This is a genomic window from Aliinostoc sp. HNIBRCY26, from assembly GCF_050235535.1.
Classification (GTDB): domain Bacteria; phylum Cyanobacteriota; class Cyanobacteriia; order Cyanobacteriales; family Nostocaceae; genus Trichormus.
Map to the genome: position 1 here is coordinate 2550536 of NZ_CP189852.1, position 16493 is coordinate 2567028.

The following is a 16493-nucleotide window of genomic DNA, read 5'->3' on the forward strand; positions in this document are numbered from 1 at the left end:
GATTTTTTAAATGAGGGAATATCAAGGTTACTCAAGTGAGTTGATGCTGCTCGGTTAACAGGTTAATGTCACTACAACTACGCTCTAAGGCAGCATCTAGTGAATATTTCGGCTGCCACTTTAGCACCTGTTGGGCATAAACGTTACTGTAACTTAATGGTTTAAAGCGGGCGTGTAATCTAGCTGGGACAAACAGTCCCGGTAGTTTGATTTTATTTGCTAAGAGTAACCGATTACACTGCCAGGCGAACTGAGCTACCAGACACATAACTGTCCAACTAATGGTAATTGTATATGGCGATCGCGTCATAAATTGAGCAATTTTTTCGGCATAGACGCGTTGATTTGGCAAATCATTATCTACAATGTTTAAAGTCTTACCAATTGCCTGATCACACTCTACAGCTTTGACAATTGAATCTGCACAATTTTCCACGTAAGTCAAAGGCATCTGGGCATGATCGCCAATCCTAATCCATAAGCGATCACTCACTTTCACTCCTAAACAAGCATTCCATAGATTGTCTCGCCCATAAATCATTCCCGGACGAATAATAGTTACTTTTCCACAGTCTTGCTGTTCAAATCTCCGAAACAAATTTTCTTGCAGTAGCTTGACTTGAGCGTAGACATCACGGTGCTGAGGTTGTTGCACCGTTATTGATTCTTCATCAATTGTTGCGCCAGTCGGGATGTGAAAATAATCAAACACCGAGAAAGTGCTAATTGCTACTAGCCTTAACACTCTATTTACTACCATTGCTTGCAACAAGTTCTCAGTTGCAACAACTGTATCAGCATATTGTGTATCAAAGTCACCTTGCTTTGCTGCTGCTAAATGTATGACCACATCAATACCTTGTAAAGCTACTGATAGTAAATCAGATGTTCGCAAGTCTATTTTCATTACTTCGACTGCTGGATGATTGTACCAAGGTAGAAGATTTTGAGCCGTAGAAGGTCTGACTGCAGCACGTACTTGATATCCTTGACTCAATGCCGCAGCTACAACATACTGTCCTAAAAATCCTGATGCACCCGTCACCAGTATCTTCACGCTTTCATGATCTCCCTACTGTTTACTAGTTTGATGTTCTGGCTTAATTTGATAGAGGGTTTCTCCACTAGTTGCCACATAATTGCTGCGAAGCCAACACAACTAATACTTCCTAGTACCAGACTCAGTAAATCACTTACTAAACTTTGGTGGAACAGTTTATCAACTATGAAAATCACTGCACCCAATAAAGGGACATGAGTTAGGTATAAGCTGTAAGAAATCTTACCCAAAAATTGCAGACATCGCCAATTTAACCAAGTTTCTAAACAGTTGGCTTTAGCGACTTCTAAGATAGTTATGGCAGTTATGACACAAGCGATCGCAAACGACGAAGAATTAACTATTCCTGCTACCAGCAATATTGTTGCGTACCCATAGAATAGGATATTCTTCAATTTACACTGCCAAGACCAGTAAGCAAATACTCCTAGTAAAAACCCATACCATAAAGGTAAAAAAGTGATAGGTCTAGCACCATCACCCAATATATTTAGAGGATAGAGGACTGCAATGAACGCCGCAGGGACAAATACCATCGCTAGTGTATATTCAATGTAAAATCTACGCTCTAGCCATTGTGATAAACCAAGGAGTATGGAGAAAACTAGATAAAATTGCACTTCTAAACACAATGTCCAATAAACATCATCAATATTTCGGAATCCAAAAAAACTTTGTGCATAGAACAAGTGGGTTAACAACCTCTCGACAGAAAGATGTTGACCCATAGGTGCGAATACGTTGCCCTTGACATAAGATGATATGAGTGCGAAAGCGAGGGCAATCAGAATTGATACATAATAGGGCGGACTTAGTCGAGCGAAGCGACGTAAAGTGAAGCGTTGCAAGTAGTTAAAATTAACTTTAGCTTCACGTAGAGAGTGAGCAATAACAAAACCACTGAGGACAAAAAATATACTTACACCCAGGCTACCCCACTTAAAAATTACGGTCGACAACCAATCAGGCAGAATTTCCTCTAATTTAATTAAACGACCGTTGCTATTGGTGTGATAAAAGAGAACCCAAAAAGCAGCAATACCTCGCAAAGAATCTAGGAAGCTAAAGTGGGTTTTAATTTTAGGAGGAGAATTGTTTAGTGATAACTCATTCATTTGCTTATAGATAATTCTCTATCTATGCTTCAATCAAGATGTTAGTTTCTCTAATTACTGATTCCGAATCTAATCATCGGAAATTATGTAGCAAGTCGTCTCAAATAGAGACACATAACTGGGAACAATGATAGTAAATTCAGACCTACAGACTACAGATTGGGTCAGTATCCTACTGTGTGTCCTGATAAATCGGGGCAGTTTGGATGCAACTATATCCCACTGTTCAGGTTAAGAATGATTGTTGATTCCAATCTGGAAATTATTTAAGACATACCTAGTCAATTTACACGATCAAAATAACGTAATGTTTTGATATTTTATAAAGTTCATTAAATTACTTATGAAGATTTATTGAAGTAGTCATTCCCCGCAAGCTAAAGGGTGTGAGACTGAACAGAATATCTGCTTTTAAAAGCCGATAGGAGTTTCATCAAGACTTTGACTAATATTTTCATCATTCTTCCTATCTGGAGAGGACAAAATGTGATATGTTATTTGCATCCTATACAGATTTACTTACATATCAGGTATTATAACAACTAATGTATCTATAAAAGTCACTGATTTTGTTTCATACTTTAAGTCAAAAAAATTGGAATATTTGAATTAATTCCCATGCTACTGACATCATAAGTTAACATTTAATTCATTTAATGTTTCTTGATATCCGTTTCGTATTTAGTAAATTCTGAATATAAATATGGCATCTTTAAAAAATTTAATTATTAGGGGAACACTTTGGACAGTTGCAGGGTATGGAACTAGTCAAATCTTACGTTTTGGCAGTAACTTAATATTAACACGCCTCTTAGTACCAGAATATTTTGGGTTGATGGCCATAGCCAACACTTTGAGAGTTGGTATTGAGTTATTTTCTGATATTGGTATTTCCCAAGTCATTATCAATAGCAAACGTGGAGATGAACAATTATTTCTGAATACAGTTTGGACATTGGGAATAATTCGTGGTTTTGTCCTCTGGCTATTTTGTCTATTGCTCACTTGGCCTATGGCCCATTTTTATCAAGATGACCGTCTTTTGTGGTTAATTCCCATAGTAGGTGTTTCCTCAGTTATTGATGGATTTTGCTGTACTAGCCTAGATACTCTTCAGCGACATATAGACTTAAGGAAACTCACTCTATTTGGTGTCACCATACAAATATTGGTGATTTTCACCATAGTTGCCTTGGCTTATTTGTATCCAAGCATCTTAGCTTTAGCGATTGGGGTTGTGATGGGATCTTTGTATAGAACAATAGGTAGTTACCTGATCATACCAAAAGTTTCGAATCGCTTCGCGTGGAACCAAGAATCAATTAAAGAAATCTTGTCTTTTGGGAAATGGATGTTCTTAGCATCAGGTATGACATTTCTCAATGAACAAGCTGATCGTATGATTCTGGCTAAGCTACTTTCTTTACAACTATTAGGTGTTTATACAATAGCTTATACCCTGGCAGGTATACCTCGCGAAATTATTAAAATTGTGAGTCATAGAGTTATTTTTCCGGCAATTTCTAGTCAAATTGATCTGCCTCGAACGAATCTTAGAAGTAAAATCCTTTATCAGCGTCAATTTATATTAATGGGATTTGTATTTTTATTAGCGACTTTAGTAACTACTGGTGATTTAGTCATCCAATTACTTTATGACTCTAGGTATAAAGAGGCCACTTGGATGATGCCAATTTTGTGTTGTGGTATTTGGATTTCTGTTTTATTCTATACAACTAGTCCTGCTCTACTAGCGTTAGGAAAATCTTTTTATTCTGCCCAAAGTAATTTAGCTGGGTTTTTAGTGATTGGTCTAGGATTACCTTTAGGATTTTTTCATGCTGGCGTAGTAGGGGCAATTGTCGTCATTGCCGTTAGTGATTTGCCCCTATACATAGTAAACCTATATGGTTTAGAGCGAGAAAAAATATCTTGCATAGTTCAGGATATTCAAATGACGGCTTTTTTTATAGGAGTGTTAAGTTTATTTTTGATCATCAGGAGTTATTTGGGTTTCGGATTACCAATTCGTGAAATTCTGTAGAAACATTGAGCAAGGGTTTGTTGAGCTAAATTGTGAAATTGTGTCTGTATAGACAATACCGTTGCCAAAATTAAGAATATGAAGAGGTAGGGCGTTTCGTAGTAGAGTTATCGTCTCTCACAACGACAACTCAAAAACCACTACTCGCCCATGCCCGATATCTTATCACTCCTGCAATGCCTGCTTGGTTATTTTATGCTGTGTTGGTTGATTTAGGTGATGCTGTCGCCGATGAACTTTCTCTACCTTTCGACTCCATTTCTTTGGAAATGATTTATCGCGGTCTTTATCATTTTTATGTCGCTCATCAACAAGGTAAGGCAACTGACCCTATCAAGTATTTCGCTGCTCCAGAAAATCAAGATTTAAGTATTGTTAAACGGCAACGAAAACCAAATATGAAGCTCATCGTTGCACCCTTCCCTGATAAACAACGAGGCACACCAGAGTTTTTCTTTCAGCCATTTTCTCAAATCCCCTTGACAACTGCATCACAACCTTAACTTGTGACCAATGAGCCTGACCAGTAAACCCATTAATGGGTTATTGGAAAAAGTTAGGTTTAAACCCTCGCCCCTGGTGGGCGTTCGCGTTAGAGTCTCGTCAGAGAAAAAATCCTTGTTTCCCAAGTTAAGTAAAAACCCCACCCCTTGTGGGTGGCTGAATTAATTGCGAATTGCGAATTGCGAATTTGTTTTATGGTTAATTTATCTCATCATCTTATCTCTGATTTTCGTAAACATAATCCTTCTTCTGGCATTATTGTTCTCGATTTAGCCTACAACTCAAATATACTGAGACTCTGTTCTCTTTAGATTTTCTTTACGAATCAGCTCTTATTACCGTGGGTTTCGATATATTCATAAAATTTTAAAAATGCTTCCCGAAAAACCTGAGCCGATTTTATTAGCTCAAATTTTTGCCAAGCTTACTTCTTTGGGACGTATTCATCCCATTTCTACAGGCATTGAACCCTCGTAAATTGGCTAAGGTATTGTATAGAAGTAAACTAATGTGACCAATACTCACTGTTTTCACTAATGCAATTTACATCTTTATACTGTAATGTCAGAAGGAAAAACCTTAAGTAAGTAAAAATGCTAAAGCGATTTTAAGTAATGTGTCATTTCCGCCACAAAGTTATCAATGTTGTGTCGCTCTTGAGCTAGTTGATATCCACGCTGAGCATTTTCATCTGCTTTTTCCGGGTACTTCAGTATGTGAACAATGGCTTGTTGCATCTGTTCAATGTCTCCTGGTTTAATACACGTGACAACATCAGATTGCAGATAGTGTTGTAGTCCTGTTGTGGCAGTTACCACCACCGGACGCTGACAAGCCATTGCTTCCATTAGAGATTGAACTCCTGCTGCATATTTATTTTCCTTTAAACTAACTACGACAACATCTGCATCTCGGTAAAGTTGTAATAGCTCAGTCCACGAATAGAATCGACGGGACATATTCGCTGGGATATTTTCAGGAAAAGTCTTAGCCAGCACAGCAGCATCCTGAGAAAAACCACTAATTCTTACATCAACATTTAAATTTCCTGTCGCTGCTGCTAGGGTGCGGTAGTCGCGTTGTTCCAACCCTACACTGACGATTAATGGACGAGGTTTGTTAGGCGAAGATAATCCTGGGGTAAAAAACTTAATATCTGTTTGATCCCAAATAAACTTTACTTTAGAACTAGGTAAATTCAAATATTGAGTGAGAAATTCAAATTGTTGCTGAGAACAAACTAGAAAAAGATCAACTCGTTCGGCAACTCGCCATAGTTTTAGGGACAAACGTCCTCTAGGACGGTCAAGATTATGTACAAACATACAAATTTTGGGACGATTTGGCTTTGCGCCACAGACAGCTGCAACTTGTAACCCGCCAGCTTCAGCCAAACAAAAAATACAATCATCTGAATTAACTTGAGAGGCTAAATTTCTTGCTAAGGACCAAAGCTCAGGTGAGCCTATCAACTTAGAATTTATTTGGTCATATAAGTTTGTAGATAAGTCTTTGGGTTCATGAATAGTAGCATTCAATTCTTGACATAGAAGCCACATTGAATGTCGGGGACATTTATGGCATTCAGCATCCTTAGCAATTTGTGTTAGATTTACTACACGCGGTAGGACAATATGGTAATTCATAGTGTTTTTGCTGTTTAATCGCACTAATACTGATATATCCACAGAATATTCTGGGCTAAAGGTGATAAGATAGCAACTATTTTTTATGAATTTATAGAGAAAATAGCAACTCAGCGAACAAAAAATTGGCTATCACCACAAAGTACTGAAGCTCAGGAGAAATCTTCAAATTTCTCCTGAGCTTCAGTATTTCATTCTATTGGTTATTTATGTGAATGTTTGGCAAATTTGAATACCCTGCTCTGGTGAAAAAGGTTTGACTTCTTCTTTACAGACCTTCTCCGAAGAAGATACCTCGGCCTGATATCGACACATAAACCAGATTAGTTGCTCGCATATCCCCTTCCATATGAGTAATTCCAGGGAATTGCAACACATTTGGATCGCTAATCTGAATCCAATTTTGTCCCATATTTTCAGATTTGTACATAGTGTCTTTAGTCGCACCACCGACACGACCGAATATGTAGATGTAGGGATTAGTGTCAGAAGAACCTTTACCAAAAGTTATGTACTCACAACTATCTACTGACGGGATTGTCGCAAAAGTCTTGCCGCCGTCCGTAGAGCGGTAAAGTTTATTACCACTAGCTTCTTCTGGGTTACGAGCAAAACTCATCCAGACATCACCCGTTTTTGTGGGATTTGAAACTATTGTTGGACGAATTTTCCATGAAGGAAGATTTCCACTTGCACCTTTTCTCCAGTTAGCACCACCATCTGTACTGTAATAAAAAGTCCAGCCATCGTAGTAATAGAATGTCTTCCCTTGTGGGTCTTGGCGGTCTGCTGCCAGTATATAAGTGCTTAACCAAGGTGAAATACTGTTAGGCCAACCCTTTGGTAGTGCTGTGTAATGTGTATGGTCGTTATTTTGAGGATCATAAGGCACGGGTGGCAGTGGATGATCTACGTTGTAGGTTAATTTCCAAGTTTTTCCTCCATCCGTAGTGTAGTGAGGCCAAGTTCCCCAGGTAGGGGCCCAAACCATGTTTTGCGGATTTGTAGGAGACATCGCAATTTGTCCACCACTAGGCATGACCAATTCTTGACCGGATTTGTCCCATTTCCACAACATCTCTGAAGGAACAGAATCAAATGCTCTCCAAGTTTTACCGTTATCTTGAGTTATAGCGTGAATTGGCCAATAACCCTGCCATTGGTGGAAACCCACAAATGCTGCGTAGTCAGGATTTTTATAAGAGTAATCCAACCCCGTAGCCCCAGCAACGTGTGGAAACGGTGTAGGATAAACCGTCCAATCAGGATTTGCCCACTTATATGCCGGATTTATAGGAATGTTAACGGGATTGAAGTGGGCAGTTGGCACTTGGTTGCGGTCTACGTGGCGAAAGCCAATCATATCTTGTACAGCACTCAGTAAATCTGCTCCTCCCAATGTTTTGGGCTTGGGAGGAACACGCACCATGTTAGCATCCAGTTCTTCTAAATTATTCATCAACCATTTATAGGTTGGATTAGGAACTGTTACATCATCCGTTCTTGCTACACCCCAGCCGTTTGCCCACCAAACTTGTTTGGGATTACTAGGATCAATCACTGCTACAGATGCGGCAGTGGCAGAATATGACTGATAGTAAGGAGGTGCAGAGGAATTCACAGGATCTTGGGGATAATTAGCGTCATAAGCACCCATGTATAGAGTCTGTTTACTCCAACTACTGCCACCATTCATCGAGCGATAGATATATCGATCTGAAATCGCCATGACTGTGTTTGGTTGACCTTTTTGCACCGTCACAGCAGCATAAGTCCTGCCAGTTCCATCAGGACTGATATTAGTCCATGTACCGCTTTTATATTTCTGCACTGAACCTGCACCAGTCTCCCAATTAGTTGAACTGACATACAAAGTTCCATCAGAGGCAACTACGCCACGTCCTGGGTTTTGACCCCCACCAATATTAGCCCAAGATAAACCACCGTTAGTGCTGCACCAAACACCACTGCCATGAACTCCCACATAAATTTTTTGGCTGGATTGAGTTGATGTACCACTAGTTTTGTCAACTGCTACAAAAGTAAAACCTGGAATGTTAGGGTTGTCAGAACCATCAGCATTTTTATATTTTGGTAGGCTACTAGGAGCAGGTAGTCCGCCTGATACTTGAGTCCATGTTGTTGAAGAGGTTTTTTTCCAAAGGCCATTTCTGCGAGAAGCAAAATAAATTACGCCTGAATTGTTGGGGTCAACTGCTAACCTCTCACCTGTATCTGTACGGTAGTCTTGGTTAGGTCCCACGTACACATTTTGGTTACCTAAACCAGTTGCTTGCCAAGTAGCCCCTCTATCATTGGAAACCATCACCTCCCCAGAAAACTTATATTTCGTCATGCCATATTCTTGGTATGTCGAATTGCTCCGATTAACCACTGCATAGACCCTTTTTGAGTTTTTGGGATCAATGGCGATACTTTCTACTCCAATTCCGCCTCCCGCAAAGTTGGAATCAAACTTATCCATTAAAGGGAGCCATCTATTGTTGGCAAAGTCAAATCGATAGAGACCACCAACATCTGTACGAATGTAGACATCATAGGGTGATAACGGCGAGATGACCAAACCAGTTACATACCCCATGCCCTGAATATTCACATTCTTCCAACTAAATAAGGACGATGCGACTGATTGCGCGCATACTACAGGGCTAAATGTAGAACTTGATAAAATTGATACTGTTAATCCTGTTAATCCATACAAAAGTAGGCGTTGAAACTTTCTTCTGGAAAGTGCTAAACCTAGCTGGTGACGAATATTCATGTTTTCTAGCACGAGTTGTAAGGGACTGGAAAATAGGGAAATCTGTTCAACAAACAGCACAGAATCAAGCCAAATAGCTTATAAATTTAAGCTGTCATTTGGCTTATATTCAGCAATCTTTACTAAGTTTTGACTTGTAAAGTTTTAATCCAACTCTAACTTCCATATAAAAGAAATATAAAGTTGGAAAGGATTATGTCTGTGTATGGTTTTGGTCTTAAATAAAGACCAGATAAAGAAGTATCTACTACTGAGTAACTTGTTAATCAAATTGTTGTCTTTAATCTACTAATACACTTACAAAAATAGATGTCAACTGACATTATTACGTATGAGAAAGAAGACTAATTTACTAATTTATCAGCGTATTAATACTTATGAAAGCTTAATAACGAGATAAATTTAAGTTTTGACGCTTTTTGATTAAACAGGTACTCATTGGCTGCGGCACAAGTCCAAACTAAAATGATTTTGCTTTTTCAGCAACTGAGGTTTTGGCATTTGACAGCTTGATGATTGGACTCTAGGAAGTCATAAATCCTTTTGTCGAAATCATTCACAATGCTACTCAACACATTGCAGCTGTTTTGGCATAACAATAATAGCTCATTTGTGAATAAAATATAAAGATAATCTAAAGAAAATCTAAAGAAAATTAGAATTAATGATGTATTCTTTCCCGAAATAGGCTAGCAGTAGGGATAGGAAGTACATTTGCTCTTGACAGATAGCTTATGTGAACTCTTCTCAATTTCATCAATATAGATATCTGTGACAGCGAACACGTAAATAAAACAGTATTATTTTATACATTCAATACGACTCTGGTTTTATAGCAGTCGGAGTTATTTTCTGTAGAAGTGAGGTTTTTTGAGTTTATTTTTAAAAATCTTTCGCACCATATTCCGTAAAGTAGCGTCTCCTCGTAAGATGACATCTCTGAGTTGTTGTTCTGGACGACCCCGAAAAGAAGTGACGTGATAATATTTTTCTGGTGTGGCTGGGGTTGGTGAAAAGTAATAGTTAGATACACAACAACGCCGGCCATGATGATTAATGGGACTTACAGAGTGTAAAGAAGTCTGATTTGTCACCATAATTACTAGGCGATTAAATTTACTGTGGATAGTTCTAGCAGGTTGTTTTAACCCTCGATCCCAAAGTTCTAAGTTACCACCATAACTTTCTTGCCAATCTGGAGTTACATAATATAGTAAGTTCAGAACTCGATAGTTTTTAATATCTTTATCATGGGAATTATCCAAATGAGGATTGAGAAAGCAACCGTATTCCATCAGGCTAAAACCGGCAGCATAAAGATATTCATCCGCCATGAGTTTTTCAAAGCCTGTGATGTCTGCAATTAAATCTACAATTCTCTTATCCTGAAAGGCATAAATGATTTCTTCTAGAATTGGGTTGTATTTATTCAACTGGATGCCTACATATTTATGTTCTCTGATATCTTTTAGCTGCAATAATTCCTCTTTATTAGGAAAAGCTTTGTAGATATCCAGAACATCATTTTCATTTAATAAATTGTCTATATGGCAACTATTTATCCTGTCAGGAATGACAAATTCTGCTTTTAAGACGGATTGATATGTTGCAAGCTTATTTAGAATTTGCTCGGCGTAATAGTTGCGTAAATCTTGGTTTTGTATCATTTTTGTTCTATATTTAGAGGATTTAGAGGATTTAAATGTAATTCGATTAACTATTTTATTTTTGATTTTGACAAAACTGTGAATTATGAATAATGCAATAATTCAATCTACCAATAGAGGTATTTACTTTATGAAATTATTAACTAAATTTGTGTTTTTTGTGTAAACACATAGTTGGAGGCAAATGTCAACTACGATTATACATAAAATTCTTGTTTATTTTCAATAAAGCATGGGTAATTGCAAAAACAATTTGGTATATTCGTGTTGGCAACAGATAAATTAAGTAAACATACCGTTAGGTAGACAGAGACTTTATGTTGACGCAAGCAATTAAAAACTATTTTCAGTATTTTGCCCATCCAGAAGAAATCGAAAGATGTGATGAAGATGTTGTTGTTTGCAAAATTTTCAACCCAACTCCGGCAATTCAGGCTAACAGCTACTATTTTGGGCATCCAGAATGGGGTTTAAATTACTTTGAAGCGTGTCACAGAGATGAAAAGTTTATTGAACTGTGGAGAGAAGTAATTGGTAGTTGGCAGGGCAAAATAGTTGTGGATATTGGTTGTGGCCCTGGAAATGTCTATGCGTCTTTAAAAGAGTTTTGTGGTGAACCGGAGTTATTACTTGGTGTAGATGTTTCTTTGGGGGCTTTGAAAACAGCTTCTAAACTGGGATATACGGCTATTTTGGCGGATGCTCACAATTTACCATTCAAGTCTGGGTTTGCTGATATTGTGGTTGTAAATGCGTGTTTACACCATTGCGATGATATGTCTCAGGTGTTGAAAGAAGCAGCTAAGTTAGTCAAGCCTGGTGGACTTTTAATTACAGATCATGATCCGCAAAAGAGTGCTTATCAGTTTAAAGGTTTAGGGTCATTATTGTGGCAATTGCGCTTGCCAATTTATCGATATATGAAACGAGGCGGACATTCTACTGCTGAGGAACAATCTTGGGGTTTAGCAACAGAAGTACACCACAAAGCTTGTGATGGTGTGACATCAAAAATGTTTTACGAAATGCTAGAACCTATGGGTTTTGCGGTTAAGGTTTATCCTCATAATCATCAGGTGGGTGCAGCTGCATTACGGGGTGATTATGGTAAGCCTTTTTGGAAGTATCGCGTAGCTCAGAGATTATCAGGTATAAACCCTCATTCCCCAGAGGCGGCATTATCGTTGATGTGTGTTGCAACTCGCATCAATTGATTGGTACCAAAATTATGGGTGGAAAAATTTTGTTAATGATTTTTTAAGTTTTCGGCTTCAATCAACCGTACGGCGAGGATAGTTTCTGCTAATACGCGTTGAAAAACATAATACCAACCACGCCAACCGTCAAAAATCCAACCTTCAACGAATAAGCAATAGATAAATACCATCCAGGGAGCTAAAACTTTTTTTCTGCGGATACGGTCAACCCAGTCTAATTGGTTTACGGGAGTTGCTAAGATTTTTTTAGATTCTAGGACTGTGTAGCGTTCTTGCGCCCATAGCCATCTACTGAAGGGTTTGCGATCGTCGTGATAGATATAAGCAGATAGTAGGGTAGATTGTCCGGTTAATTGTAAGACTTGTGTGTGTCCATCATCAATATAGATGGCTTTGCTTTTTTTAAACAGGACTTGACGGGGAGGAAGAATTCTAGTGTTGCGAACAGGTTGACCAAATACACAATATTTGAATTGAGCAAAGTAGCCATCGATTTGTCCATCGACTGGTAAGGTGGCAATTTCAGAGATTAAATCATCTGTGACTAGATAATCTGCATCTAAAGAGAGTACCCAAGGAGTATGGACTTGTTCTAGACCGTAGTTCCATTGTTTGCCGTGGGTATCAAATTCACGCTGAAAGACCTGGACTTGGGGATAGGATTTGAGAATTTCTAGGGTTGTATCAGTGCTGTAGCTATCAATAACTATAATTTTTTTTGCCCAAGTCAGGCAATCAAGGGTGCGACCAATATTGGGAGTTTCATTATAAGTCAGAATGAGTGGGGTGATTTGCTCTAGCATAGATACATTGGTGCCATCGGGATTAGACCAATTCTCTGTCGTTGGTGTTTGCATAGGGAATTAGATAACTGATGCAGTTAGTGGTTTTGTGAGCGATTTACAAAAAATAGCATTACTCCTGAGCAGTCAGCCATAGTTAGTATAATTTCCATCTCAAGTGATCTGAAACCAATTTGGGGTTTTAGATGGGGAATTTTGGCTGGAAACCATAGTGCAAGAAAAAATATGTCCTGATTTCAATCCCCCCGCTTGATTATGGGGTTGCACTCATCACTCAGCACAGGCTAAACGCCGCGCTACCGCTAACAGCACTACTGAAAGTTTTGCTCGCCAAATGAAATTATGCAGCCTATGGATGTCACAGCTTCAAGGGTGCAATAGTTTTAATTGGAAGTGCTTCACTGACGTTAAGTAGAACGGTGTAGATAATTCAAGGTTTGTAGTGAGGACTTCAGTCCTTATTAGAGGACTAAAGTCCTCACTACGAACTAGATTCCAATTTTTTTACATTACTTCACATAGTTTGGTTTTTTCACGTCGTTCTACTTAGTTTGCGGTGTGAAGTGATGAAGCACTGGGTTGTAGTTAGTGAAGTTATGTTTTAGTGAGGGATAATTCTTAGTTTTAAGTATATTTTACTAGTTGTGGGAGAAAGACTATATTTGTAGCGATCGCAGTTTTTGAGTCTTTCTCAGGTAGGCTTAATTTTTTTGTTTTAAAAATCTATTGGTGCTGACTAGAACAGCAATCAGGAGAAAAAGTTGTATTTGCCAAGGTGCTAAAATCAAGCTCAAAATCAGACTCAGAATTGTAAACAGACTAATAATGTAGCCTGTTTCATCGCGGCATTTTTGGGATATGTATCCTGTTGCTAGACCTGTAGCCAGAGGAATCAAAAAAAACAAGGGCATTTCTACTTACCTCTACAGCGAATATGTGAAGTTTTGATAAAACTTATGACAGTTATTTTTCTCTTTGTGGTTAATATTACAACTTAGCAGATCAGCTTACAATACATTACTTAAAATATCTATGTATTTTGTGAAGTTTACAAAATACTTATAGTAAATTAGCTTAACATTCAGTGCTGTTACTGGCACAACGATTTAGCATATTACCTCTAGGACTTTATTTTTTGCTCAAACACGTAATGCTCAACATTCCTCATCTACTGGCCACTGAACTAGAACTAAGACCTCAACAGATAGAAAACGCGCTAGAACTTTTGGCTGAGGGTGCGACAGTTCCCTTCATTGCACGTTACCGCAAAGAACGTACTGGAGAAATGAATGAAATCCAACTGCGGGAATTGGCTGATAGGTATACTTACTTATCAGAATTAGAGGAAAGAAAGTCAGTAATTTTAAAAGCGATCGCTGAACAAGGTAAACTAACCGCCGAGTTAGAAAATAAAATTTCATCTTGCTTACAAAAAACAGAACTTGAGGATTTATACTTACCATATCGCCCAAAACGCCGCACCCGTGCAACTATCGCCAGAGAGAAAGGTTTACAGCCATTGGCGGATTTTATCAAAGCTTTAAATGTCAAAAATCCTATTTCCGCCTCATGGGAAGAAGAAGCCGCAAAATATATTTCGGAAACTAATGGAATTAAAACCGCAGATGAAGCTTTAAAAGGGGCGGCTGATATTCTCGCGGAAGAAGTAGCAGAAAAAGCGGATTTACGTGCTTATATTCGCGAGTATTTCTTAGAAAATGGGGTTTTCGTCTCCCGTATTAAAGATGATTATCCAGAAGGTACGACTAAATTTGAAATGTACCGGAATTATCAAATTAAAGTCAAAAATATCGCGCCTCATAATATGTTGGCTTTATGCAGAGGCGAAGCTGAGGGAATATTAAGCTTTGATATTAGTTTTGAGGAAGATTTTGTTCTCTCCTATCTAGAATCCCAGGAAATTAAAACTAAAGTGCGTGGAATTCGGGATTTTTATCAAGCAATGTTAAAAGATGCGTTTAATCGCTTGATGAAAAATTCCCTTATCGGGGAAGTGATGACGGAAAAGAAAACCTATGCAGATATAGAATCGATTAAAACCTTTGAAGCCAATTTACGGGAATTATTACTATCTGCACCTGCGGGAATGAAACCAACTTTAGCCATAGATCCTGGATTTAGAACTGGTTGTAAAGTCGCAATTTTGGAACAAACTGGTAAATTTTTAGAATATCAGGCGATATTTCCCCATCAAGCGGCTGAACAACGCCACAAAGCTGCACAAACTCTCAAAAATTTGATTGAAAAATACAAAGTTGAGTTGATAGCTATTGGTAATGGGACAGCTTCTCGTGAAACAGATGAATTTGTCATAGAAGTCTTACAAACACTAGACCGGAAACCTATTAAAGTCATAGTTAATGAGTCTGGTGCATCTATATATTCTGCCAGTAAAGTAGCAATTGAAGAGTTTCCTGATTTAGATATTACAGTCAGGGGTGCTATTAGTATTGGTCGGCGGTTACAAGACCCTTTAGCCGAATTAGTCAAAATCGACCCGAAATCAATTGGTGTGGGACAATATCAGCATGATGTAGATCAAAAGTTATTAAAAAAGAAATTAGATGAGACTGTAGAAAGTTGTGTGAACTATGTTGGCGTAGATTTAAACACAGCTTCTAAAGAATTATTAACTTTTGTTTCTGGTATCACTCCCACAATTGCTAATAATATTGTGGCTTATCGCAATCAGCATGGAGCATTTAAAAATCGCCAACAGTTATTGAAGGTAGCGAAATTAGGCCCGAAAGCCTTTGAACAAGCGGCTGGATTTTTGCGTATTCGTGGGGGAGAGAACCCCTTAGATAATACAGCCGTGCATCCAGAAAGTTATCCTGTAGTGAAGGCGATCGCCTCTGATTTAAATGTACCATTAAATCAAGTCACACAAATTGCTGAAAAACTGCAAAAGGCCAATTTAAAGAAATACGTTAATGAGCAAGTTGGTGAACCAACACTGCGGGACATTTTGAAAGAATTAGAAAAGCCTGGTAGAGACCCCCGTGCAGAATTTAAGTACGCCACCTTTAAAGAAGGAATTAAAGAAATCGGCGATTTACAAGAGGGAATGGAACTAGAGGGAATTATCACCAACGTCGCCAACTTTGGCGCATTTGTTGACATTGGTGTTCACCAAGATGGTTTAGTACATATCTCTCAACTCGCTGACAGATTTATTGATGACCCTAAAAAAGTAGTCAAAGTGGGACAAGTGGTAAAAGTGCGGGTATTAGAAGTGAATGAGAAATTAAAGCGTATTAGTCTTTCTATGAAAGCAGTTAAACAATGTTAGATTTTGGATTTTAGATTGACTGCGCCACTCTACTCCCCTCAAGCCTAGTAACTTACTGATAAGGAACACAGCTTGAAGTATGACTGTTGCTAAAATCATATATTTTCTGGGTTTAGACACTTCTCAATCCTCAAAGCATGATACCGTTTCTTGATTAAGATGCACTTGATTCTGTACTGTAGAGACGTTGCACGCAACGTCTCTACATAACCTATTTGGCGTATTTAGCGCAAATTCGTAGAGAATTGGTATGGGTTAATTGTTCAGTAGATTGCTCATGAAACCCACTTCAGATTATCAGCCTCATTTATACTGAATTAACCTTAGTCAATTGCAGAAATT

At 38.3% G+C, this 16493-nt stretch carries 10 protein-coding genes and 2 pseudogenes; 5 read left to right on the forward strand and 7 right to left on the reverse strand.

The window, feature by feature from the left end; all coding sequences use genetic code 11:
- Window positions 1-31: 31 nt before the first annotated feature.
- Both ACQFX9_RS10840 and ACQFX9_RS10845 read right to left on the reverse strand, forming a co-directional pair.
- The gene (locus tag ACQFX9_RS10840; RefSeq protein ID WP_427162007.1) at window positions 32-1057 is read right to left on the reverse strand and encodes an NAD-dependent epimerase/dehydratase family protein; all 1026 of its coding nucleotides are present in this window, start codon (window positions 1055-1057) and stop codon (window positions 32-34) included.
- Window positions 1054-2175 carry an acyltransferase family protein gene (locus ACQFX9_RS10845; protein ID WP_427162008.1) on the reverse strand — a complete coding sequence of 374 codons (1122 nt, stop codon included), beginning with the start codon at window positions 2173-2175 and terminating at the stop codon, window positions 1054-1056. The genes ACQFX9_RS10840 and ACQFX9_RS10845 overlap by 4 nt, the downstream gene beginning before the upstream one ends.
- Window positions 2176-2878: 703 nt before the next feature.
- Here ACQFX9_RS10845 and ACQFX9_RS10850 point away from each other — a divergent pair.
- From ACQFX9_RS10850 to ACQFX9_RS10860, 3 genes and pseudogenes are all read left to right on the forward strand, one after another.
- The gene (locus ACQFX9_RS10850; protein WP_427162009.1) at window positions 2879-4219 is read left to right on the forward strand and encodes an oligosaccharide flippase family protein; all 1341 of its coding nucleotides are present in this window, start codon (window positions 2879-2881) and stop codon (window positions 4217-4219) included.
- A gap of 185 nt (window positions 4220-4404) precedes the next feature.
- Window positions 4405-4722 (forward strand): annotated as a pseudogene (locus ACQFX9_RS10855) (IS4 family transposase); the annotation flags it as partial.
- A 192-nt stretch (window positions 4723-4914) separates the two neighbouring features.
- Window positions 4915-5200 (forward strand): annotated as a pseudogene (locus tag ACQFX9_RS10860) (hypothetical protein); the annotation flags it as partial.
- A 119-nt stretch (window positions 5201-5319) separates the two neighbouring features.
- Here the strand turns inward: ACQFX9_RS10860 and ACQFX9_RS10865 are convergent.
- The 3 genes from ACQFX9_RS10865 to ACQFX9_RS10875 all read right to left on the reverse strand — a co-directional run bounded on the left by ACQFX9_RS10865 (window position 5320) and on the right by ACQFX9_RS10875 (window position 10818).
- Window positions 5320-6369 (reverse strand): glycosyltransferase family 4 protein, encoded by a 1050-nt coding sequence (locus tag ACQFX9_RS10865; protein ID WP_427162010.1) that lies wholly within the window; start codon window positions 6367-6369, stop codon window positions 5320-5322.
- A 268-nt stretch (window positions 6370-6637) separates the two neighbouring features.
- Complete coding sequence (locus ACQFX9_RS10870; protein ID WP_427162011.1) at window positions 6638-9211, reverse strand: exo-alpha-sialidase; 2574 nt, start codon at window positions 9209-9211, stop codon at window positions 6638-6640.
- 785 nt (window positions 9212-9996) lie between these two features.
- Window positions 9997-10818 carry a 2OG-Fe(II) oxygenase gene (locus tag ACQFX9_RS10875; RefSeq protein WP_427162012.1) on the reverse strand — a complete coding sequence of 274 codons (822 nt, stop codon included), beginning with the start codon at window positions 10816-10818 and terminating at the stop codon, window positions 9997-9999.
- Window positions 10819-11135: 317 nt separating this feature from the next.
- Here ACQFX9_RS10875 and ACQFX9_RS10880 point away from each other — a divergent pair, with 317 nt between their 5' ends.
- Window positions 11136-12032, forward strand: a complete 897-nt coding sequence (locus ACQFX9_RS10880; protein WP_427162013.1) for a class I SAM-dependent methyltransferase — start codon at window positions 11136-11138, stop codon at window positions 12030-12032.
- 32 nt (window positions 12033-12064) lie between these two features.
- Here ACQFX9_RS10880 and ACQFX9_RS10885 read toward each other — a convergent pair whose 3' ends face one another.
- Window positions 12065-12892, reverse strand: a complete 828-nt coding sequence (locus ACQFX9_RS10885; RefSeq protein WP_427162014.1) for a glycosyltransferase family 2 protein — start codon at window positions 12890-12892, stop codon at window positions 12065-12067.
- A 647-nt stretch (window positions 12893-13539) separates the two neighbouring features.
- Window positions 13540-13749, reverse strand: a complete 210-nt coding sequence (locus ACQFX9_RS10890) for a hypothetical protein (RefSeq protein ID WP_236142445.1) — start codon at window positions 13747-13749, stop codon at window positions 13540-13542.
- A 239-nt stretch (window positions 13750-13988) separates the two neighbouring features.
- Between ACQFX9_RS10890 and ACQFX9_RS10895 the strand changes: the two genes are divergently transcribed.
- Window positions 13989-16151, forward strand: coding sequence for a Tex family protein (locus ACQFX9_RS10895; RefSeq protein WP_427162856.1), 2163 nt, complete (start codon window positions 13989-13991; stop codon window positions 16149-16151).
- Window positions 16152-16493: the final 342 nt, after the last annotated feature.